The following is a 20,192-nucleotide window of genomic DNA, read 5'->3' as shown; positions in this document are numbered from 1 at the left end:
ACTTTCAGGTAAAATCAGGACGGATTGGTTTTGGCCCGCTTGGCCTTGCGGCGGGCCAGGAGTGGGGAGCCGAGAGCGGCGATAACGGCAATGATGGCGAGACCGATCAGCGTGGCCGAAATGGGTTTGTCGATGAGGCCTGTCGGGCCGTCGATCAGCAGCGAGCGACGTAGATTGGATTCTGCGAGGGGGCCGAGGATAAGGCCGAGCACAATGGGGCCCGCGGGAATGCCACAGCGCTTGAGGATCAGCCCGACTACACCGAAGAACAGCATCACCCAGACGGTGAACAGGTTATTGGTCGTGGCGTAGGTGCCGACGATGCAGAAGACCAAGACCGTGGCCCAGATATAGGGTTTGGGCATATCGAGCAGTTTCACCATCATGGGCATGCGCACCAGATTGATGGCGAGCGTGATGAAGGTGGCGAGGACCATGATGGCCGTGATGGTCGCGACCAGGGCCGGTTCATTGACGAAAAGGCTAGGCCCCGGCTGGATGCCCCAGACGATCATCGAGCCGATCATCACCGCCATGACCGAGTCTCCTGGAATGCCGAGAGCCATGGTGGTGGTGAGGGAGCCCCCCAAGGTGGCGCTGGAGGCGGTATCGGCAGCCGCCACGCCCTCGATATTCCCCTTGCCGAAGGTTGCCTTGGTGCTGGAGGCAGCCTTGGCCCGATCCCAGCCGAGCAAGCCGGCAATATCACCGCCGGCCCCGGGAATAATGCCGACCACAAGTCCAACCAGACCCGATATAGCGGTGGGCTTGGCGATGCGCTTGTATTCGTCTTTGGTTGGCCACCACCGGCCCAGCGCCGAGATCGGCTTTACTTCATGATTGCGGTGGGTGAGCAATTGATCGAGCAGTTCAGCAATGCCGAACAGGCCGATGATGACGGCAATGAAATCGAGCCCACCATTGAGTTCGCGGATGCCGAAGGTGAAGCGGGCGTCGCCAGTGATCGGATCGCGCCCAATCGTGGCGATAAACAGGCCGATAATGCCGGCGAGCAAGCCCTTGGTGATCGACTTGGACGAAATCGAGATCATGATGGTCATGGCCAGCACCACGACGGCGAACATCTCGCTCGGGCCGAACCGGAGTGCCAGCTGGGCCAGCGGCACTGCAGCGCCGGCGAAGAGCACCATGCTGGCCACAATGCCGACGGCGGAAACCAGCGCTGAAACGATCAGCGCCAAACCGGCCCGACCGTTCTTGGCCATGGGATAGCCATCGAAGGTGGTCGCGATGGAGGCGGGCGTGCCGGGCGTGTTGATGAGGATGGAGGGGATGCGATCCCCGAAATTGGCCGCCACATAGATAGTGAGCAGGACGGCCAGCCCCTGCACGGGCTCCAGCGTCATGGTGAAGCCGCTGGCCAAGGCCACAGCCATCGTGGCCGTGATGCCGGGGAACATACCCACCAGCATGCCAACCACCACGCCGATGCTCAGGCACAGCATGACGCTTGGCTCAAAGACTGCAAGCACGCCGTCAAGAAGGGCGCTCATAGGGGAACTTTCAGCAGATAATGGAACAGGCCGTAAATGAACCCGGTCGTTGCCAGGGAAAAGATCACCAGCCCCTTCCAGCTGCGCAGCCCGAACAGGAACAGCAGGGCGGCGGTGAACACGAGGGTCGGAATGACATAGCCGATGGTTGACCAGGCAAAGACGTAGATGGCGCTCAGGGTCAGAGCGACCAGCATCCGGATCCAGCCGTCTTTTTCGGTAGCTTCAACCTCGCCCCGGCTCATCGGGGGAGCCAACAAGGACATGCCGACCAGGATCACTGCAAGACCGGCGGCGAGGACGGACAACAGTGTCGGCCACCATTTGGGGTCGACCCCGCCGCTGCCCATCCGCAAATAGATATTGCGCGATAGCCACAGCGCCAGCAGCGACAACATCAGCGCCGCCACGGCGATGGCGATCTCAAGGCGCCGGGAAGGAGCGGCAGAGTAATCTGGCTCGGCAAGTGTTTCGTCCAGCGGCGGGGTGCCGCCGGACGAAGTTGCGAGCTGTTCAAGCTCGGCCACGATCAGGGCGCCAGAACTTCGGCATAGCGAGCAGCTTCAGCGTCAACGAACCCCTTCCACTCATCACCAGTCTTGTAAACAGGCAGGATGCCGGCAGGGGTGATCGCATCGAGGAAAGTCTGCGAGGAGGCCGCTTTCTTGATGGATTCCTCGAGGATTGCCTTCACGTCGTCTGGAATTCCCGCCGGTCCATATACGCCGCCCCAAGCGCCGAACGTAAGGTCGTAACCCTGCTCCTTGGCGGTGGGCACTCCTGGAAAGGCGGGATGAGCTTCCTCGGCAAAGATCGCCAGGACCTTGAGCGAGCCATCGGCAAAGGCGCTTGCGGTTTCGCCGGCACCGGCGGTTACTGCGTTGACATGGCCGCCAAGAGCGGCGGCCACGGCTGGTGCGCCGCCGTCAAAGGGTACGCCTACCAGCTTGGCTTCGGTCAGCTTGGCCAATGTGAAGGTCGTCGCAGCGAAGGAGGACGCGGCGCCGGAGTTGGATACCGACATTTCCGTGGTCTTGGCCGCTTCGATGAACTCGCTCAGCGTGTTGTAAGGGCTGTTAGCGGGCACCGCGAGAACTACCGGGCTGTTCATGACCTGAGCCAGGTAGGTGTAGTCGGCGCGGTCGAAGTCATAGCCGAGGTGCTCGGCAATGGCGAATTCCACCGGACCGAAGCCAATCGTGTATCCGTCAGCCGGCTGCTCGGCCACATGGGCGAAGGCCACTGTGCCGGTCGCGCCCGGACGATTTTCAACGATCACGCTAACACCGAGGTCCTTCTCAAGCTCTGCGGCTATAGCGCGCGAGGTCCGGTCAGAGGCGCCGCCGGCGGCAGCCTGAACGACAAACGTGATGTCTTTGGACGGAAAGCTGTCCTGCGCCCAGGCCGGAGCCGAAAAGGCGACGCCCATCAGCGCGGTGGCGGCAAGGGCCTTGATGATCAAACGACGGGTATTCATGGTTCTCTCCCTAGATAGAATTTTTGGATTTGTTGCCCTGACGGGTTCTCGCTTACGCTTGGGTGCCCCGATGCCTTTGCAGGGCGCGCTCCCATACCTTGACCATCCGCTCGCGTGAGCCGTCGAGATGGATGGCGAGTTCGGCTTCAGCCGGATCTGGATCACCGGCTTCAATAAGATTGAGCAGCTTGCGATGCTTGTCCGTGCTGGCGTGAAGATTTTGGTCGAGGGATATCGTGAGGCGCAGAAGCGTCATCATGATTGCCTCGTATTGCTGCCAGACATCCGTCAGGCGCTTGTGTCCCGATAGCAGGCAGATGGCGTTGTGAAAGGCAATATCGGCTTGCGCGAAGGCCGCCGCATCATTGACGTCCGCAGCGGCCTGCATGCCGTCCACATATCTGCGCAATTCGCTAAATCCCTCCTGCGGGCCACGGCGAACAGCCAGGCGCACGGCAAGCCCTTCGAGGGCTCCTCGAAGGGAATAGAGTTCGCTGATTGCATCCTGATCGATGCCGATCACGGTCACACCGCGCTGCTGGCTTTCAACCAAGCCTTCGAGTTGAAGAATACGAAAGGCATCGCGAATGGGACCCCGGCTAACGCCGTAAGCTTCGGCCAGCTCGGCCTCGATCAACCGCTCGCCACGGGCATATTGCCCAGCCGCAATGGCTTCGCGGAGCGCGGAAGCGACCTGCGATCCAAGCGCATCACGATTGATAACGAAGGCTGGCGCATTGGCCACTATCCCGATCTCCCCCTCAGGCCTGTTAACGGTAAACGGTCAACGGAAAACAAGTCAAAGACTTTAATGCCTGTGGGCTCCGGCTGAGGACGTCCCAACCAGTTGACGGTGAAAGCAAACCGAATGATTTGGGGCGGCAAAGGGCGGCCGCTTAGGGGGAGTTGGGGGTGGGGCTGCAACAAGCCTTTTGTTTGGAAGTAACTGCCAGGGGACCTTTGATAGGGCACCCAGTCCAGCATTGGCCGGGCTTACCTCAAGCCCCAGGACGTTGAGTCGGAGGGGCGATGCCGGCTTCGTTCGGTCCGACCACGCTGTCCTCCCTTGAGGAGGAGGGGCAGCGTGGTCGAGCAGAGGGTCTTAGCTGCGCGCCGCGAGCACGGCCAGCTTGGCGGGGATCGAAAGCACTTCGCGGATGGTCTGCAGGCGCTCGGGGGTGTAGTGGCCGGCGACGTCGAGCAGGTTCATGCAGCCGACCAGTTCGTCCTTGATGATGATGGGGACGTTGACGACCGACTGGCAGCCCAGCGCGTTGATGAGTTCATGGTCGAAAAGGACCTTGGCGATGTCCTCGATGGTGTTGGCGACGAAGTATTCGCGCTTGCCATGGACGATGTCGAACCAGGGGCCGTAGTTGAGGGGCTTGGTGGCCGAGGTGGGGTAGCTGACGGGATCGCTGGTAAAGGCGCGGCGCGACAGCTCGGCTTCCATATCCACCAGCATGATGGTGAAGAGCTTGGCGCCCACGGTGGCGCGGGCGAGGTCCTGCAGGGCGGTGAAGGCCGCTTCGGCGGTGGTCGCCTTGGCAATGGCGGCGTCAAAGGCGAGCAGGGCCTGGGTGTGGTCAGTCATGGTTTAGTCCTTGGGGTCTTGGAAGAGGCGCGGCGGCTAGCCTTCGGTTGCCGCCAAAAGTTCGCGCGAATAGGGCTCGCTGAGGTGGCGGGCCCTGAGATTGGCGACGTCAGCGATTTCCACGATGCGGCCGCGTTGCATGACGGCGAGGCGGTCGCAGAGGAAACTCACCACGGGCAGGTTGTGGGTGACGAGGAGATAGGTCAGTCCCTGTTCGCGGCGCAGGCGTTTTAAAAGATTGAGGATCTCGGCCTGCACCGACACGTCGAGCGCCGAGGTCGGCTCATCGAGCAGCATGACCTTGGGCTTGAGCATCAGGGCGCGGGCAATGGCGACGCGCTGGCGCTGGCCGCCCGAAAGCTGGTGGGGAAAGCGGAAGCGGAAGCGCTGGTCGAGCCCCACATCGCGTAGCACCGCTTCCACCCGCTCGCCGCGATTGCCGAGGCCGTGGATGGCGAGGGGTTCGCTCAGCGCGGCGTCGATGGTCTTGCGCGGATGAAGGGAGCCATAGGGGTCCTGGAACACCATCTGCACCTGGCTCGACACCGCGCGATCAACGCCATGGCTGCGCGGCTTGCCCATGACGGAGATGGCGCCGGTCCAATCGGGGGCGAGCCCGGCGATGGCGCGCAGGATGGTTGACTTGCCCGAGCCAGATTCCCCCACCAGGGCAAAGCTTTCGCCTTGGGCAATGGACAGATTGACGGCATGGACGACCTTGGTGTCGCCATAGGAGATGTCGAGGTTCTGCAGGTCGATGGCGTTCATGTGCCGGCCCATTGCGTGCGGTCGAGGACCGGGAGTTCGTCGCGGTTCTCATCGATTGTCGGCATGGCTGCTAGCAGGCCACGGGTATAGGGGTGCGTGGCGTTTTCGAGTTGTCCCGCGGCGCATTCCTCGACCACGCGCCCGGCATTCATGACGAGGATGCGGTCGCAATAGCGGCTGACGAGCGCGAGGTCATGGCTGATCAGAATCAGGCCCATGCCCTTGTCGCGCACAAGGGTATCGATGATGTCGAGCACCTGGGCCTGCACAGATACGTCGAGCGCGGAAGTGGGCTCGTCGGCAATCAGCAGCTCGGGTTCGGGGATCAGCATCATGGCGATCATGATGCGCTGGCCCATGCCGCCCGACACTTCGTGGGGATAGAGCTTGACCACGCGTTCGGGCTCGTTGATGCGCACGGCATGGAGCATCTCGATGATGCGGGCCTGCACAGCGCTGCGCGGCCGCTTCTGGTGGGTGACAAGGGCTTCAGCGATCTGATCGCCAATGGTCATCACCGGATTGAGCGAGAATTTGGGGTCCTGCATCACCATGGAGATGCGGGCGCCGCGAATGTCGCGCATCTGCCGCTCGCTTTGCCCCAAGATGTCGATGCCGGCAAAGCGCAGCTTGTCGGCGGTGACTTCGCCGGGCTTGCGGATGAGTTTGAGGATCGAGCGGCCGGTCATGGACTTGCCCGAGCCGCTTTCGCCCACAATGCCAAGGCGCTCGCGCCCGAGGGTAAAGGAGAGGCCTTTAACGACTTCCACGCGGCCCGAATTGGTGGGGAAGGACACGCGCAGGTTTTCGACTTCGAGCAGGGGGGTCATTGTGTGCCTCCGAAACCGCGGAGCGTGTGGAGGGACACCCCCCTCCTGGCCTCCCCCACAAGGGGGGAGGTGAGGATCGTGCGGAGGAGGGGATGTGCCAGTGAAGTCGCAACCAACCTCCCCCTTGTGGGGAGGGGAAGGGAGGGGGTTCTGTTGAGCCTGGTCATCAGTTCTTGCCCTCGCTTTTGGGGTCGAGAACGTCGCGCAGGCCGTCGCCGAGGAAGCAGAAGCCGAGGGAGACGATGATGATGGCAAAGCCGGGCATGGTGGCGACCCACCATTGATCAAGGATGAAGGTGCGGCCGCGCGAGATCATGGCGCCCCACTCGGGCAAAGGCGGCTGGGCGCCGAGGCCGATAAAGCCAAGACCGGCCGCGGTGAGGATCACGCCGGCCATGTCGAGAGTGACGCGGATGATCATGGAGGAGGTGCAGAGCGGCAGGATGTGCTGGACGATGATGCGGATCGGCCCGCCACCGGCCAGCTGCACGGCCGAGATATATTCGGCATTCCGGACCGTCAGGGTTTCGGCGCGTGCGATGCGGGCATAGGCGGGCCAGGAGGTGATGGCGATGGCGATGATGGCATTGTTAATGCCGGGGCCAAGCGCCGCGACGAAAGCCAGCGCCAGGATCAGCTTGGGCAGCGACAGGAAGATATCGGTGAAGCCCATGAGGATGCGGTCGACCCAGCCACCGAAATAGCCGGCAATGGCGCCCACAAGCAGGCCCAGCGGCGCCGAGATCAGCGCGACGAGCCCGACAATGGTAAGGGTGATCTGCGAGCCCCAGACCACGCGCGAAAAGATATCGCGACCTAGCTCATCGGTGCCCATCCAGTATTGCGCGGAGGGGGGGAGCAGGCGGGCCGAGAGGTTCTGCCCGGTGGGGGAATAAGGGGCGATCCAGGGCGCGAAGATGGCGGTGAGGATCAGGGTCAGGATGATGATCCCGCCCAGGGCGGACAGGGGATTGCGCAGCAGCGCGGTCAGCACGCGATAGGCGCGGCCCGCATTGGCCTGCAGGCGTGAGGTGGGGCTATCGGCAAGGAGCCAGGCGCGGGTGGTCATCGTGCTTGCTCCAAAGGCCCGAACCCCCACCCCAGCCCTCCCCTCAAGGGGGAGGGGGCCGCAGCGGCGTTTTTGGACATTGTCGTGATAAACCACTGGGCCGAAGCCCCTCCCCCTTGAGGGGAGGGGTTGGGGTGGGGGTTCAGCATTATGAGATGCATTGGGGAGTATGCCATCATCAACGGGCCCTCGGGTCGAGCACGCGGTAGAGGACGTCGGAGACCTTGTTGATGACGATGAAAACGGCGCCGATCACGAGGGTGGCGCCGAGGACGGCGTTCATGTCGGCGTTGAGGAGGGCGGTGGTGAGATAATTGCCGAGGCCCGGCCAGGAGAAGACGGTTTCGATCATCACCGAGCCTTCGAGGAGGCCGGCATAGGAGAGGCCGATGACGGTGATCAGCGGCACGCGGATGGGCTTGAAGGCGTGGCGCCAGACGACGACGCGCTCGGGCACGCCCTTGACGCGGGCGGTGGTGACGAATTCCTGGCTCAGCTGATCGAGCATGAAGGAGCGCGTCATGCGCGCGATATAGGCGAGGCTGAAAAAGCCGAGCACCGAGGCGGGCAGGATGATGTGGCTCACCGCGTTCCAGAAGATCTCGGTTTCCCCGCGCAAGAGGCTATCGATCAGGATCATGCCGGTGACGGGCTGCACGAGCCCATCATAGAAAATGTCGAGCCGGCCGGGGCCGCCCACCCAGCGCAGCCGGGCGTAAAAGAGGGCGAGGCCCACAAGCCCCAGCCAAAAGGCGGGCACGGAATAGCCCAAGAGCCCCAGGACGCGGATGGCCTGATCGAGCCAGCTGCCCTGGCGGGCGGCGGCAATGACGCCGAGCGGCACGCCCAGCGCGACACCGATCAGGATGCCCAAGGTCGCCATTTCGAAGGTCGCCGGGAAAAAGCGGCTGAGATCTTCGGCCACGGGCCGGCCGGTGGAAATGGAGCGCCCGAGATCGCCCTGCAGCACATTGCCGACATAGGCGATGAACTGCTGCCAGAGGGGCTGATCGAGCCCCATGGCGGCGCGAGCGGCGTCATATTGGGCCTGGGTCGCGCGATCGCCCACCACCGAAAGCACCGGATCGATCGGGATCACCCGGCCGATAAAGAAGGTGATGGCCAGGAGGCCCAGAAAGGTGAGGAAAAGCGCCAGCAGGAAGCCGCCAATGGTCAGCAGGTTGCGGCCGAGGCGCTTGTTGCGCATGCCTGGAGCGAGGGCGGGAGAGGCCAATTGCTGATCGAGCGCCACGCAGATTTCCTGTTTCAGAACAAACCAATAGCGCCGATGAAGCCATTCACCGCCGTGTTGCAGAAGCTGCATATTTCGCTTCCACCATATAGAATTGTTTGCTTATATCAAAAAAACTTTGGTGGAGACGGGTTTGGCCGAGGCGCTGGCAACACGGGAAACGGGGCACCCCAAAGTGGGTGCGTTGATCCGTGCGCGGCGCCGGCAACAGCAGCTGACCCTGGTGGCGCTGGGGGAAGCGGCCCAGCTTTCAGTGGGTTATCTCAGCCAGGTCGAGCGCGATCATGCCACGCCATCGCTGGGGACCCTCGCGCAGATCGCCCGGGCGCTCGGGGTTTCCATGGATTATTTCGTCGCAGCGCCCGCCGCGCAGAATGCGCTGACGCGCGCGGGCGAGCGCAACCGGTTCTCGCTCGATGGCTCCTCGATCCTTTACGAGCGCCTGGGCGCCGATTTTGCGGGCAATCAGCTGTCGAGCTTTTTGATGATCGTGCCGCCCGGTTATCGCTCCGAAACGGTGGCGCATGAGGGCGAGGAGATCCTTTATGTGCTCGAAGGCTCCATCACCCAGCGGCTCGATGGCGAGGAAATGGTGATGGAAGCGGGCGATAGCCTGCATTTCCGCGGCAATCGCCCCCATTCCTGGAGCAATCATACTGCGCTACCAGCGCGCCTCTTATGGACGGGGACGCTGGCGCTGTTCCGGTCCACGGCCCGGCCGCGGCCGGCCATCACCAAAGCCAAAGCCGGCGCCAACAAGCCGGTCCGCAAAAAACCCATCCCCAAGGAGAAACGCCCATGAAGCTCTTCCGCGCTGCCCTTTTGGCATCCGCGCTGGCCTTGCCGCTCGCGGCCGGCGCCGCCACTGCGGCCACCCCGGCCAATGCGCTGGTGATCGCCCAGAATATCGACGATATCGTCGCGCTCGACCCCGCGCAGGCCTATGAATTCTCGGCCGGCGAGATCAACGCCAATCTCTACGACAAGCTCGTGCAGTATGATGCGGCCGACACGACGGTGCTGGCGCCGGGGCTTGCGAGCGAATGGGTGGCCGATGAAGCGGCGAAGTCGCTGACCTTCACCATGCGCGAGGGCGCGACTTTTGCGTCGGGCAATCCGGTGCGGCCCGAGGACGTCAAGTTCTCGTTCAAGCGCGTCGTGACGCTCGACCTCACCCCCGCCTTTATCCTGACGCAGCTGGGCTGGACGCCGGAAAACATCGACGAGATGGTCACGGTCGAGGGCAACACCGTCACCGTCAAGTGGACGGGCGATTTCGCCTCGGCCTTCGTGCTCAACGTGCTGGCGGCGCGGCCGGGCGCGATCGTTGATGAAGTGCTGGTGATGGAAAACGAGGCGGATGGGGACTGGGGCAATGCCTGGCTCAACACCCATTCGGCCGGCTCGGGCCCGTTCGTTTTGACCGACTATCGCCCGGCGGAACTGGTGCGCCTCACGGCTAACGAAAACTACTGGAACGGCGCGCCGGCGATGAGCCAGGTGCTGATCCGGCATGTGGCGGAAGCCGCAACCCAGCAGCTGCTGCTGACCTCGGGCGATGTTGATATTGCCAAGAATTTGACGCCCGACCAGATCGGGGGCTTGGGCGAAAACGTCAAGGTTGAGGCCTATCCGCAGGCGGCGGTGCATTTCCTGTCGTTCAACCAGAAGACCGATGAGCTCACCTATCCCGCGATCTGGGAAGCGGCGCGGTACCTGGTTGACTATGACGGGATGACGCAGAGCTTCCTCAAGGGGCAGATGGAAAAGCACCAGGCCTTCTGGCCCAAGGGTTTCCCCGGCTCCTATGACGAGACGCCCTTCACCTATGACGTGGAGAAGGCCAAGGCGATTCTTGAGGAAGCCGGGATCGAGACGCCGATCAATGTGACGCTCGATGTGATCAATTCGGCCCCGTTCACCGATATCGCCCAGTCGCTGCAGGCCGGGTTCTCGGAAGCGGGGATCAATTTCGAAATCCTGCCGGGTACCGGCGCGCAGGTGATCACCAAATATCGCGAGCGCACGCACCAGGCCATGCTGCTTTATTGGGGCCCGGACTTCATGGATCCGCACTCCAATGCCAAGGCGTTCGCCTATAACTCCAACAATGCGGACGACAACTACACCGCCACCACCACCTGGCGGAACGCCTGGGAAGTGCCGGCCGCGATGAATGAAGCGGTCAACGCGGCGCTGGCCGAGCCCGACCAGGCCAAGCGCAACGAGATGTACACGGAGCTGCAAAAGCAGGTGCAGGCCGAAAGCCCCATCGTCATCATGTTCCAGGCGGCGCTGCAGATCGCCATGGCCAACAATGTCGAGGGCTATGTGAACGGCTCGAACTCCGATTTTGTGTACTACCGCCTCGTGACCAAGAACTAACACCGCTCATGCCTGCGACGGCCCTTCCGGGGCCGTCGCTCCTCGCCCCATCGGCTTACCGGCTCTTAGCGCACGCGGAGTGCTTCGATCAGCGCCCGCAAGGCCGGAGGGCTTTGCCGCCGGCTGGAGTGATAGAGGTAGCAGCCCGGAAAGGTCGGGCACCACTCGTCCAGCACCTGCACCAGACGGCCGGAAGCCAGGTCTTCGGCAACATCCTGCTCCATCATATAGCCTAGCCCCGCGCCGGCCCGGACAGCTGCCGCCACCAGGGCGCCTTCATTGACGATCAGGGGCCCGGAGGGCTTGATCTTGATGTCTTTACCCTCATGCCGAAACTCCCAGGGCAGCAGCCCGCCAGACGTGCTCAGGCGGTAATTGATGCAGGCGTGACGCTCGAGATCATAAGGGGAAACAGGCGGTGGATTGCGGCTGAAATAGTCTGGTGTAGCCACAACAATGGTGCGCAAGTCCGGCCCCACCCGCACCGCGACCATGTCCTTTTCAACCGTTTCGCCAAAGCGAATGCCGGCATCGAACCCGCCCGCCACGATATCGACCAGCGAGTTCTCGATATTGACCTCAACCCGTATATCGGGATTGGCCAGCAGGAAAGCGGGGAGCTTGGGCTCAAGCACCGTCTGTGCCACCCAGGCGAAAGTGGTGATCCGCACCAGCCCCGATGGATGATCGCGCCATTCGCTAAGCCCGGCCAAGCCATTCTCGATGGCCGAAAGGGCAGGGCCAAGGGACGCTAAGAGCTGCTCGCCTGCGGGAGTGGGCGACACGCTGCGCGTGGTGCGCGACAGGAGCCGGACGCCAAGCCGGGCTTCGAGCCCGCGCATGGCGTGGCTCAAAGCCGAGGTCGAGAGGCCCAGCACAGATGCAGCACGGGTGAAGCTGCCCTCGCGGGCAATGGCAGCAAACATGGCAAGATCGTTGAGCGGCGTTCGTTCCATTGTTGCAGGGTGCTCACAAGCTCATCCCACGGGCAAGGGCTAATCGGGTGCCACTCTTGGCTCTACTTGTCAGGTGCAGCCTCAAGCCTTGAAGGATAAGCCTCATGAGTCTCACTCAATACCGCACCCTTGGTGCATCCGGCCTTGTCGTCAGCCCACTCGCGCTCGGTACCATGACCTTCGGCACCGGACGCTGGGGCACCGACGAAACAAGCTCCCGCGCCATCTTTGACACCTATGTCGCCGCGGGCGGCAACTTCGTTGACACAGCTGACATCTATTCAGGCGGGCAGAGCGAAGAAATGCTCGGCCGTTTCATTGCCCAGAGCGGCTTACGCGACAAACTTGTTGTCGCCACCAAGTTCGGCTTTTCGCGCCAGCAGGGCACTGCGCTTGCCGGTGGCAATGGCAAGAAGAACATCCGGGCCGGCATCGAGGGATCGCTCAAGCGCCTGCAAACAGATGTTATCGACATGTACTGGATGCATGTCTGGGACCGCACCACGCCGGCAGAAGAGGTTCTGGGCACCTTGAGCGACGCCGTTCGCGCGGGCAAAATCCTGCACTATGGCTTCTCCAATACGCCAGGCTGGTATGTCGCCAAAATCGCCACCCTGGCTGCCGCGCATGGGCTGCCCCAGCCGATTGGGCTGCAATATTCCTATTCGCTGATCGATCGTGGCGTCGAACTTGAACTTGCCCCGGCCGGAGCGGAATTCGGGTTGGGCCTCGTACCCTGGAGCCCTCTCGGCGGCGGGTTGCTAACCGGCAAATATGGTCGCGACATGCTTTCGCGTGCCGAGCAGGCGCCCGCTATGCCCGACAGCGCCGGCGATGGCGGCGAGCAGGGCAGCGATGGTCGGCTTAACGGTGACAATCCTTTTGGCGGCATGCTGTTCACGGAGCGCAACTTCGGCGTGGTTGACGCCCTGCGCGAAATTGCCCAGGAAGCGGGCAAGTCCATGGCCCAGGTCAGCCTGGCCTGGGTGGCCGCGCGGCCGGGCGTTTCCTCCGTGCTGATTGGCGCCAGCCGCCCCGATCAGCTGGTGCAGAACATCGCCTCGCTTGAGGTGAGGCTGTCCGCCGATCAGTTGCAGCGCCTTGAAGCGGCTACCGCCCTGCCGCTCCCAAGCCCGTACTTCATCTTCCAGTTGCCGCGCGGCGCGTTCTTTGGCGGCAATGAGGTTGCGCCCTGGAGCGCTTCGGCACACTGAACAGCACGAGGGGAGCCATGGCTCCCCTCGGCGTATCTCGGTTCGATTTACCAGGGAAAGGTCTCGTTGACCGATCCGGTGAAGGTGCCGGTTGGGCCGTCGCTGCCGAGGAGAGCGACGCGTACGGCTTCGGCCGCACCCTGCTCGACGGTTTCGTTGCCTTCGTAGTTGTTAAGCGCAGTGCTGGTATAGCCGGGGGTCACCGCATTGACCTTGATCCCTTCCGCTTCAAGATCGATGGCAAAGGCTAGTGTGATGGCATTGAGCGCGGTCTTGGACGCGCCATAGCCGGGGTTGAACGTTGCCCTATAGGGAGCGGGTTTGGAGTTGATGGTGAGCGAGCCAAGGCTGCTCGACACATTGACGATGCTGGCATTTTTCGATTTGCGCAGCAGGGGCACAAATGCCTGGGTGACGGCAAGCACGCCGAAAACATTGGTTTCCCAGATGGAGCGCACTTCATCGACCGAAATGAGCGTTGCCCGTGAGCGCTTGATATAGTCCTGCATGGTCTCGGTTTCCTGGCCGTTGGCCCGGGAAATCGCGGCATTGTTGACGAGAACATCGAGGCGGCCGAACTGCTGTTCGACTTGCGCCGCGGCGGCGCGGATCGAAGCCTCGTCGGTGACGTCGAGCTGGATAGGATGCACATCGCCGGCAATAGTTTGCGCGGCTGCCTTGCCCCGTTCGAGATTGCGCGAGGCGAGCAGCACCGTCACGCCATTGGCGGCGAGATCGGTTGCGATCTGGAGGCCGATGCCCTGATTGGCGCCGGTAACGAGTGCGATGCGGGTATTTTCGGTCATGGCTTGATCCTGTTCTTGATTGGCCGAACAGGAGGTGGTCATCGGCTGGTGGACGTTCTATCTTCAAACGTCCAAGATTATTTCGATTGAGTCCAGAATGGCTGATCCCCTCGCGCAGATCGTCGGCTTGCTGCAGCCGGGCGCGCCCTTTTCCAAATGCGTCACCGGATCAGGACCATGGCGGGTGAGACGGACCCAATCGCCCAATCCCTATTATGTCGCGGTCCTTAAGGGGAGCCTGCGCTACCGGGATCACCAAAGCGGGGAGATCCTCGTTAATGCGGGGGACTTCATCCTGATCCCCTTTGCGCACGACTTCAGCATGTGGAGCGAAGCGCCAAGCAGCGACAAAAATCTGGTGATCGATCCCGTTATCCTGCCCGGCGGTGGCTACCGCCTCGGCAGCATTGATGGCCCGACCGATATGCGGGCACTGGTGGGCTACTGCATATTCAAGTCGGACGATGCGAGCTTGCTGTCCTCGCTGCTGCCCGAAGTGGTTGTGGTGCGCAGCGAATATCGGTTGGCGATGCTGATGCAGTTGCTCGGCGATGAGGCTGTGGGCACCAAGCCGGGACGAGAAGTGGTGTTGCAGCATCTGCTCGAAGTGCTGCTGATCGAAGCGCTCCGCTCCACTGCCGATCTGGGAGATTCACCGGGATTGCTGCGCGGCTTGGCGGACGAGCGGCTCGCGGTGGCGCTCAGGGGCATGCATGCAAGACCGGAGCGCGGCTGGACCGTGGCCGAGCTGGCGCGAGAAGCCGCTTTGTCCCGGTCAGGTTTCCATGATCGGTTTCAAGGCGCTGTGGGCATGGCGCCGATGGAATATCTCAAGTCCTGGCGACTGGCTCTGGCCAAGGACCTGCTGCGCAAGCGGGAAGCGAGCGTAAGCGAGATTGCCCGCCAGGTTGGATATCGCTCGGCCAGCGCCTTCAGCGTGGCCTTTATGCGCGAAGTCGGCGTATCGCCGGTGCGTTATGCGCGCGAGGTCGCTGCTGCGTCATCCGGCATGGCGGCAGAAGAATTCGAAGGCGCTATCGCCTGACGGAGAAGCTCAGGGAAACCTAGTCCGCGCTCAAAGGCGGCGTTGTGGAAGTGCCCTTCGTGCCGAAGTATGATGATGTCACCAGCAGCCATCGACTGAATTTCGCAAGATCGATGCTGAGAACTCAAGCGGAAAGAACACTCATGCGCCGCTGGATAATCCTTCTTGCTACCATGGCGGTGTTGGTCGCGGGCTTCTGGGGCGTGCTGGAGTTAAGCAATGCCAGAGGTTTCCAGCTTTTTGGCGATATCGTCGCCCGCGTCGACACTGATGCGCCCGTCGTGGCGCTCACTTTGGATGACGGCCCGACGCCGGCCTATACGCAGACCGTGCTCGACATTCTCAACGAACGCGACGTCAAGGCGACCTTCTTTCTCACTGGCCGGGAAAGCGCTGAGCATCCGCAGCAGGTTCAAGCCATAGCCGCGGCCGGTCACGAGATCGGCAATCATTCCTGGTCGCACAAGCGCATGGTCTTCATGTCGCCCGCAAGTATTGCCGAGGAAATCGAAAGCACCGATGTCGCCATCCGAAAGACCGGCTATGCGGGCCCGCTGCACTTCCGCCCGCCCTATGGCAAGAAACTCGTCGCCCTGCCTTGGTACCTGGCCCAACACGGTCGCACCACGATTATGTGGGACGTAGAACCTGAAGCTGATGCGGTTGATGCGGCCAGTCCCCGGAGCCTAGCCGACCATGCGATTGCCAATGCGACAAACGGCTCCATCATTATCATGCACGTCATGTATGAGAGCCGAGCAGCAAGTAGACTAGCATTGCCTGCTATCATCGATGGCCTCAAGGCCCGTGGTTTCAAATTCGTTACGGTTTCCCAATTGCTGGCAGGGAGATAACAAAGCTCTGCAGCCGATTGATGGGCGTCTGGTCGGCGCATGGACCGGGAAAGCCGGGCGGTGTTTCGCGACGCCATCGAGGCCAGCGAGCTGGAGTGGCAGCGTGGCGCCGCTTGGGCGTTCCAGCAGGCCATGGGCCTCGTATGGTATTATCGGCAGTCCAATCCCACGATGAGCGCTCTCGGGCGGAGCACCATTTCGCGTCTCTTCGAAGACTTAGCGCCCTAGTCCTACGATTCACGACGCTGCAGCGGGGTGGATCACGGCCATGATGTGGATGTCGATCTCCTGGTTGTCGATCATGGCCCCCAACCGCCGCGTGCCCTCCAGGGCAAAGCCGTGCTTTCGATAAAGGGCGATGGCCCCGCTGTTGTTGGCGAACACCTCGAGTTCCACCCGGCGAAAGCGCCTTGATCGCGCGGTTTCGAGCGTGGCAGCGAGCAGCCGGGACCCAATGCCCTGGCCGCGGAACTGCGTTACGAGGCCCATCCCCAGCACGCCGGAATGCTCAAATACGGGTTTGCTCTGCCGGCAAATGTCACACCAGCCAATGATTTGAGAACTCGCCAAGGCGACGAACTGTGGATTGCCGTTTTTGATGTTGCCGGCAACAAAGCTCGCTGTGCTCTCGATCGGCGGTGCCTGATGCGAGGACAAAAAGCGACGCTCCCGGGCCACGCTGTCAAGAGCAGCGTAGAAGCCATCGAAATCACTCATTGAGATAGGCCTGATCTCGACCTTCATGCTGCCCATCAGTTGCTCTTGTTGTTCTTAATTTCCGTTCAGCTGGGGTAGAACGCAAGCAAGCGTACCCAAGGCTTATCCCCCAGCCTTGCTACGCTAAGCCGGCACGACTGCATTTCGTTTTTCCAGCCGGATCATGCACAGGGCAGCCATCAGCCCGAAGGCGCAAAGAGCGCTGGCAAACAGGAAAACGCCGCCGCTGCCGGAGGCGTAGAGCTGCCCGCCCACAAGGATAAAGACGCTGCCGAGGAGCCCCCCTGCTGCCGCATAGGAGCCGGTAGCGCTGGCAAGAAAGTGCGGGGCAACATGTCGGCGCATATAGGCGGCGACGCCAACTTGGGTAAGCCCCAGGGTCGCGCCTTGCAGTAACTGCATCAACAGGGTGGGCAAGATGCCGGTCGAGTAGCCGAAGGTACCCCAGCGCAACACGCCGGCAAGACACCCGATGCTGATGATCATGCCGGGCGTCAGCCGCGTCGTGATGCGGCTGGCAAACGCGAAGGCAATTATTTCGGCGGCGACGCCGATGGTCCAGAACATGCCGATTTCGAAGGTCGAATACCCAGCGCCCAGCCAGCGAAACGTGCTGTAAGCATAAAACAGGCCGTGGCAGGCCTGGGAAATGGCGGCACTGCCGATAAGCAGCAGGAAGCTGCGGTTGCGCAAGGCCTTGGCAATCGCCACAGTCGAGATCGGTCCGATCGCTGCACCATCCCCGCGGCCGGGGAGGGCGCTTGAAAGCCCGGCCTGCAGTGCAAGAACCAGGATGAGCACGAGGACAATGACGGTGGGGCCCGACCAGTCGACCAGATAGCCGCAAAGCAGGGTCGTGACCACGACCGACGCCGAGCCCCAGGCTCGCACCCGGCCAAATTCCAGCCGGTATGTGGCAAGGTTGGCGATGAGGATCGACTCGCTGAGGGGAATGAGTGGCGCGCTGACGAACCGGAGGATGAGGTAAACGCCGGCCACGATGAGAGGGCCATCGGCGGCCAGCAAAGCGGCGGAAGCAAGCGTGGCGAGCACGACGAGGCCGAACAGGATCGCCTTGTTGCTCCGGGTGCGATCGGCCACACCGCCAACCACGGGATTGACCACGACCGCCAGCGCCGAGGCAAGCGCGAGGCAGACCCCGATCTCTTGTACCGAAAGGCCGCCTGATTTCAGCCAAAGCGGCATGAAGGTGATGCCGATCGCCACCTGCGCGTAAAGCGCAAAATAATACGCGTAGAACGCCATGCCCGAAACTGCCCACCCCGCTGCCACGTCAACGCGCTTGCGAGAGGCAACACCTTGTTGTCCCCCAACGAAGCGCGTCCTCCCCCGGGCAGTCCGCCACTAGCCTTAGGCCGAGCGCCGCGGGATTTCTAGGAGCATCCAGCGGTTGGCACGCGCAAACGCATAACCTCCGTCGGGTGTTGCCGGATGGCCAGAGAGCGAGGCCACTCTGGAGCCCTAGGTGACGACAGTTGCTGGCGGCGCGCCGTCAGGCGCCTTCAGTTTGCACATGCAGCAGCTTCTGGATCTCCGCCATGGTGGCTGCCGGCAGCGGTCCTTTTTCAAGCGCCCCCAGATTGTCGCGCACCTGCTCTTCCGTCTTGAAGCCGGGAATAGGGAAGGTATTAGCTGACCTGGCCAGGTTCCACCCCAACGCGCCCTGGGCCAAGGTCCGGCCGCCCTGGGTGAGCAGGTCCCGCAGCGCGTCTATGCGGCTCAACACTTGTGGGGTTGGGGCGCCGTTTTCGAAGTGCCGCACCCAAGGATGGCCGGCGCCGCGGACATCGGTAGCATCCATCCGGCTGGCAGAGATGAACTTGCCCGACAGCAGGCCCATGGCCAAGGGCGACCTGTTCAAGCTGGCCAGTCCGGCTTCCGCGCAGAGCGACAGCATGGCAGGCCCGTCGTGCAGGATGTTGAGTTCCTGTTGCACACCGGCAAAGTTGGGGAACTTCAGCATGCGGCGGGCCGCCGCGGCATCATCCGTGCTCCAGCCCCAGGCTCGGATCTGCCCTTTTTCAACCAGGCGCTCCAAGGCCTCGCCGGCCTGCTCCGCCTCCTGATCGCCAAGTGTACCGGGATGAATCTGGTAAAAATCGATCACATCGGTCTTCAGTCGCTTGAGCGATTGCGCCACGGCCCAATGGATATAGCGTGAACTTACATCTACGGCGCCTAAAGCGCGGCGCTCGGCGTCATAAGTGAAGCCGAACTTGGTCGCGATCACGGCTTGGTCGCGGCGACCTTGCAGTGCGGCGCCCAGCACTTCCTCGCTATGGCCGGTGCCATAGGCATCGGCGCTGTCAAAGAGATTGGCGCCAAGCTCGAGTGCGAGGTGGATAGCGCGAACGGACTGGCTGTCGTCAACGGCGCCCCAGCCGTCGCTACGGCCATCAAGCGTGAACTCGCCCCCGATAGCCCAGCAGCCCAGGCCGACCGCGCCGACCTTCCAGCCCGTGCGCCCAAAAATACGTGTGGTTGTCATGCCGACCCCCTAGTGAGTGTGGTGAGCAACAAATTGGTTGAGCGACCCTCGCTCGGCACCAAGATCGGCGAGCAGCCAATCGTCAAGGAGCGCCAGCTTGCGCCGGGCAATCTGTTGCTTTCTCCAGTTTTTGATCTTGCAAAGAAGTCGTCAAAACATCCAAGCCTCCGATCATGTTGCGAAGCGGTTGATGTTGCAGTTTTGCGGTGATGCGCAGCCCTGACGCGCTCTGTAGCGCCGGCTACGGCTGTGTTTATTGCGCGTCTTCCCCGGGATCGGCTACGATCGACGCTGCAAAGGGCTTTGCAGGATTGAAAAATGGACCTGTCCTGGGACGGATTACGACTGTTCCTCGATGTTGCCCGCTTGGGCGGGCTGACGGCGGCCACGAGCAAGACTGGCGTATCTGCGGCAACCCTGGGACGCCGGATCACGGCGCTGGAGCGGCAGGTCGGCGAGCGGCTTTTCGTGCGCTCCCAGACCGGCTATCGCCTGACGCCAGTTGGGGAAGAGCTGCTGGTGCGGGCCGAAGAGGTTGAAGCATCCATGCTCGCGCTCAAGCGCTGGAAGGATGGGGCCATCGGGGAACGGGTGGTGCAGGTTTCGGCGGGACCATGGACCTCCGCTTTTCTTGGTCGGCAGATCGGCCGGGTATGGACAGCCACGGATCGCTTCGGGCTTGAACTGGTGACCGCCAACCAGAAGGTCGATATTGGTCGGCGCCATGCCGATCTGGGCATCCGCAACCAGCGCCCCGCCGAGCAATGGTTGGTGGGGCGACTGATCGGCAAGGTGGCATATGGGCTTTATGCCAGGCCAGAACTCGTCAGCGGGGTTGCGGCCGGTTACTTTGTCGGCGTGGCCGGGGAAGCCAGCCAGACCCATTCTGCCCGATGGCTGCATGCCCGTCACGGCGACCGCATTGCCGTGCGCGGCAATGATGCCTTGAGCGTGCTCGAACTCGTGGCCGCAGGCGCCGGCATTTCCGTGTTCCCCTGCTTCGTCGGTGACAGCGATCCGCGGCTTGCGCGCCTGGCGGAGGCTATCCCCGAACTCGAAACCGAACAGTGGCTCGTGGCCCATCACGAGGAGCGCCACAGCTTTGCCGTGCGTACCGTCAGCGAGCGCATTGCGGCGCTGATGCGCGAGCATGGCGCCTTGTTCCGTGGCCAGCAGAGCCGGACCAATTGAATGGCATAAAG

General features: G+C 62.4%; 22 protein-coding genes. 7 read left to right on the top strand and 15 right to left on the bottom strand.

Annotated features, from left to right (window positions below):
- Positions 1–14 precede the first annotated feature (14 nt).
- From AC3YOG_RS12050 to AC3YOG_RS12010, 9 genes are all read right to left on the bottom strand, one after another.
- Positions 15–1,514 (bottom strand): tripartite tricarboxylate transporter permease, encoded by a 1,500-nt coding sequence (locus AC3YOG_RS12050; protein ID WP_489935242.1) that lies wholly within the window; start codon positions 1,512–1,514, stop codon positions 15–17.
- Positions 1,511–2,041 carry a tripartite tricarboxylate transporter TctB family protein gene (locus tag AC3YOG_RS12045; protein WP_489935241.1) on the bottom strand — a complete coding sequence of 177 codons (531 nt, stop codon included), beginning with the start codon at positions 2,039–2,041 and terminating at the stop codon, positions 1,511–1,513. Before AC3YOG_RS12045 ends, AC3YOG_RS12050 begins: the two co-directional genes overlap by 4 nt.
- A 2-nt stretch (positions 2,042–2,043) precedes the next feature.
- Complete coding sequence (locus AC3YOG_RS12040; RefSeq protein ID WP_489935240.1) at positions 2,044–2,991, bottom strand: Bug family tripartite tricarboxylate transporter substrate binding protein; 948 nt, start codon at positions 2,989–2,991, stop codon at positions 2,044–2,046.
- Positions 2,992–3,043: 52 nt separating this feature from the next.
- Entirely contained in the window at positions 3,044–3,736 is a 693-nt protein-coding gene (locus AC3YOG_RS12035; RefSeq protein WP_489890215.1) for a GntR family transcriptional regulator, read from the bottom strand.
- Positions 3,737–4,093: 357 nt separating this feature from the next.
- Positions 4,094–4,585, bottom strand: coding sequence for a GAF domain-containing protein (locus AC3YOG_RS12030; RefSeq protein ID WP_489935239.1), 492 nt, complete (start codon positions 4,583–4,585; stop codon positions 4,094–4,096).
- A 36-nt stretch (positions 4,586–4,621) separates the two neighbouring features.
- Positions 4,622–5,353: an ABC transporter ATP-binding protein gene (locus tag AC3YOG_RS12025; protein ID WP_489935238.1), complete on the bottom strand. Its 732-nt coding sequence runs from the start codon at positions 5,351–5,353 to the stop codon at positions 4,622–4,624.
- Positions 5,350–6,183, bottom strand: a complete 834-nt coding sequence (locus tag AC3YOG_RS12020) for an ABC transporter ATP-binding protein (RefSeq protein WP_489935237.1) — start codon at positions 6,181–6,183, stop codon at positions 5,350–5,352. Before AC3YOG_RS12020 ends, AC3YOG_RS12025 begins: the two co-directional genes overlap by 4 nt.
- A 166-nt stretch (positions 6,184–6,349) precedes the next feature.
- A complete protein-coding gene (locus tag AC3YOG_RS12015; RefSeq protein WP_489935236.1) occupies positions 6,350–7,252 on the bottom strand; it encodes an ABC transporter permease in 903 nt (300 codons plus the stop codon).
- 178 nt (positions 7,253–7,430) lie between these two features.
- Positions 7,431–8,459, bottom strand: a complete 1,029-nt coding sequence (locus AC3YOG_RS12010; protein ID WP_489935279.1) for an ABC transporter permease — start codon at positions 8,457–8,459, stop codon at positions 7,431–7,433.
- Positions 8,460–8,637: 178 nt separating this feature from the next.
- Here AC3YOG_RS12010 and AC3YOG_RS12005 point away from each other — a divergent pair, with 178 nt between their 5' ends.
- On the top strand, positions 8,638–9,306 hold the full coding sequence (locus AC3YOG_RS12005; RefSeq protein WP_489935235.1) for a helix-turn-helix domain-containing protein: 669 nt from the start codon (positions 8,638–8,640) through the stop codon (positions 9,304–9,306).
- Positions 9,303–10,889 carry an ABC transporter substrate-binding protein gene (locus tag AC3YOG_RS12000; protein WP_489935234.1) on the top strand — a complete coding sequence of 529 codons (1,587 nt, stop codon included), beginning with the start codon at positions 9,303–9,305 and terminating at the stop codon, positions 10,887–10,889. Before AC3YOG_RS12005 ends, AC3YOG_RS12000 begins: the two co-directional genes overlap by 4 nt.
- A gap of 65 nt (positions 10,890–10,954) precedes the next feature.
- Here the strand turns inward: AC3YOG_RS12000 and AC3YOG_RS11995 are convergent, their stop codons facing one another.
- Complete coding sequence (locus tag AC3YOG_RS11995) at positions 10,955–11,845, bottom strand: LysR family transcriptional regulator (protein ID WP_489935233.1); 891 nt, start codon at positions 11,843–11,845, stop codon at positions 10,955–10,957.
- A gap of 104 nt (positions 11,846–11,949) precedes the next feature.
- On the opposite strand from AC3YOG_RS11995, the gene AC3YOG_RS11990 reads away from it, so the two are divergent.
- Positions 11,950–13,059: an aldo/keto reductase gene (locus AC3YOG_RS11990; RefSeq protein WP_489935232.1), complete on the top strand. Its 1,110-nt coding sequence runs from the start codon at positions 11,950–11,952 to the stop codon at positions 13,057–13,059.
- A gap of 47 nt (positions 13,060–13,106) precedes the next feature.
- Here AC3YOG_RS11990 and AC3YOG_RS11985 read toward each other — a convergent pair whose 3' ends face one another.
- Positions 13,107–13,865: an SDR family NAD(P)-dependent oxidoreductase gene (locus AC3YOG_RS11985; RefSeq protein WP_489935231.1), complete on the bottom strand. Its 759-nt coding sequence runs from the start codon at positions 13,863–13,865 to the stop codon at positions 13,107–13,109.
- Positions 13,866–13,962: 97 nt separating this feature from the next.
- On the opposite strand from AC3YOG_RS11985, the gene AC3YOG_RS11980 reads away from it, so the two are divergent.
- Genes AC3YOG_RS11980 through AC3YOG_RS11970 form a run of 3 tightly spaced genes read left to right on the top strand, consistent with a single transcriptional unit; the run spans position 13,963 to position 15,992 of the window.
- Complete coding sequence (locus AC3YOG_RS11980; protein ID WP_489935230.1) at positions 13,963–14,910, top strand: AraC family transcriptional regulator; 948 nt, start codon at positions 13,963–13,965, stop codon at positions 14,908–14,910.
- Positions 14,911–14,954: 44 nt separating this feature from the next.
- Positions 14,955–15,764, top strand: a complete 810-nt coding sequence (locus tag AC3YOG_RS11975; protein ID WP_489935229.1) for a polysaccharide deacetylase family protein — start codon at positions 14,955–14,957, stop codon at positions 15,762–15,764.
- 39 nt (positions 15,765–15,803) lie between these two features.
- Positions 15,804–15,992 (top strand): hypothetical protein, encoded by a 189-nt coding sequence (locus tag AC3YOG_RS11970; protein ID WP_489935228.1) that lies wholly within the window; start codon positions 15,804–15,806, stop codon positions 15,990–15,992.
- 9 nt (positions 15,993–16,001) lie between these two features.
- On the opposite strand, the gene AC3YOG_RS11965 is transcribed toward AC3YOG_RS11970, so the two are convergent.
- From AC3YOG_RS11965 to AC3YOG_RS11950, 4 genes are all read right to left on the bottom strand, one after another.
- Positions 16,002–16,508 carry a GNAT family N-acetyltransferase gene (locus AC3YOG_RS11965; protein WP_489935278.1) on the bottom strand — a complete coding sequence of 169 codons (507 nt, stop codon included), beginning with the start codon at positions 16,506–16,508 and terminating at the stop codon, positions 16,002–16,004.
- A gap of 96 nt (positions 16,509–16,604) precedes the next feature.
- Positions 16,605–17,747 carry an MFS transporter gene (locus AC3YOG_RS11960; protein ID WP_489935227.1) on the bottom strand — a complete coding sequence of 381 codons (1,143 nt, stop codon included), beginning with the start codon at positions 17,745–17,747 and terminating at the stop codon, positions 16,605–16,607.
- A 247-nt stretch (positions 17,748–17,994) separates the two neighbouring features.
- A complete protein-coding gene (locus AC3YOG_RS11955; RefSeq protein ID WP_489935226.1) occupies positions 17,995–18,990 on the bottom strand; it encodes an aldo/keto reductase in 996 nt (331 codons plus the stop codon).
- 9 nt (positions 18,991–18,999) lie between these two features.
- Positions 19,000–19,086 (bottom strand): hypothetical protein, encoded by an 87-nt coding sequence (locus AC3YOG_RS11950; RefSeq protein WP_489935277.1) that lies wholly within the window; start codon positions 19,084–19,086, stop codon positions 19,000–19,002.
- Positions 19,087–19,308: 222 nt separating this feature from the next.
- Here AC3YOG_RS11950 and AC3YOG_RS11945 point away from each other — a divergent pair, with 222 nt between their 5' ends.
- Positions 19,309–20,181 (top strand): LysR family transcriptional regulator, encoded by an 873-nt coding sequence (locus tag AC3YOG_RS11945; protein WP_489935225.1) that lies wholly within the window; start codon positions 19,309–19,311, stop codon positions 20,179–20,181.
- Positions 20,182–20,192 lie beyond the last annotated feature (11 nt).

The sequence above is a fragment of the Devosia sp. Z6_126 genome, from assembly GCF_058133495.1.
The sequence above is the reverse complement of the archived record's forward strand: the minus strand, read 5'-3'. Positions and strand labels throughout refer to the sequence as shown.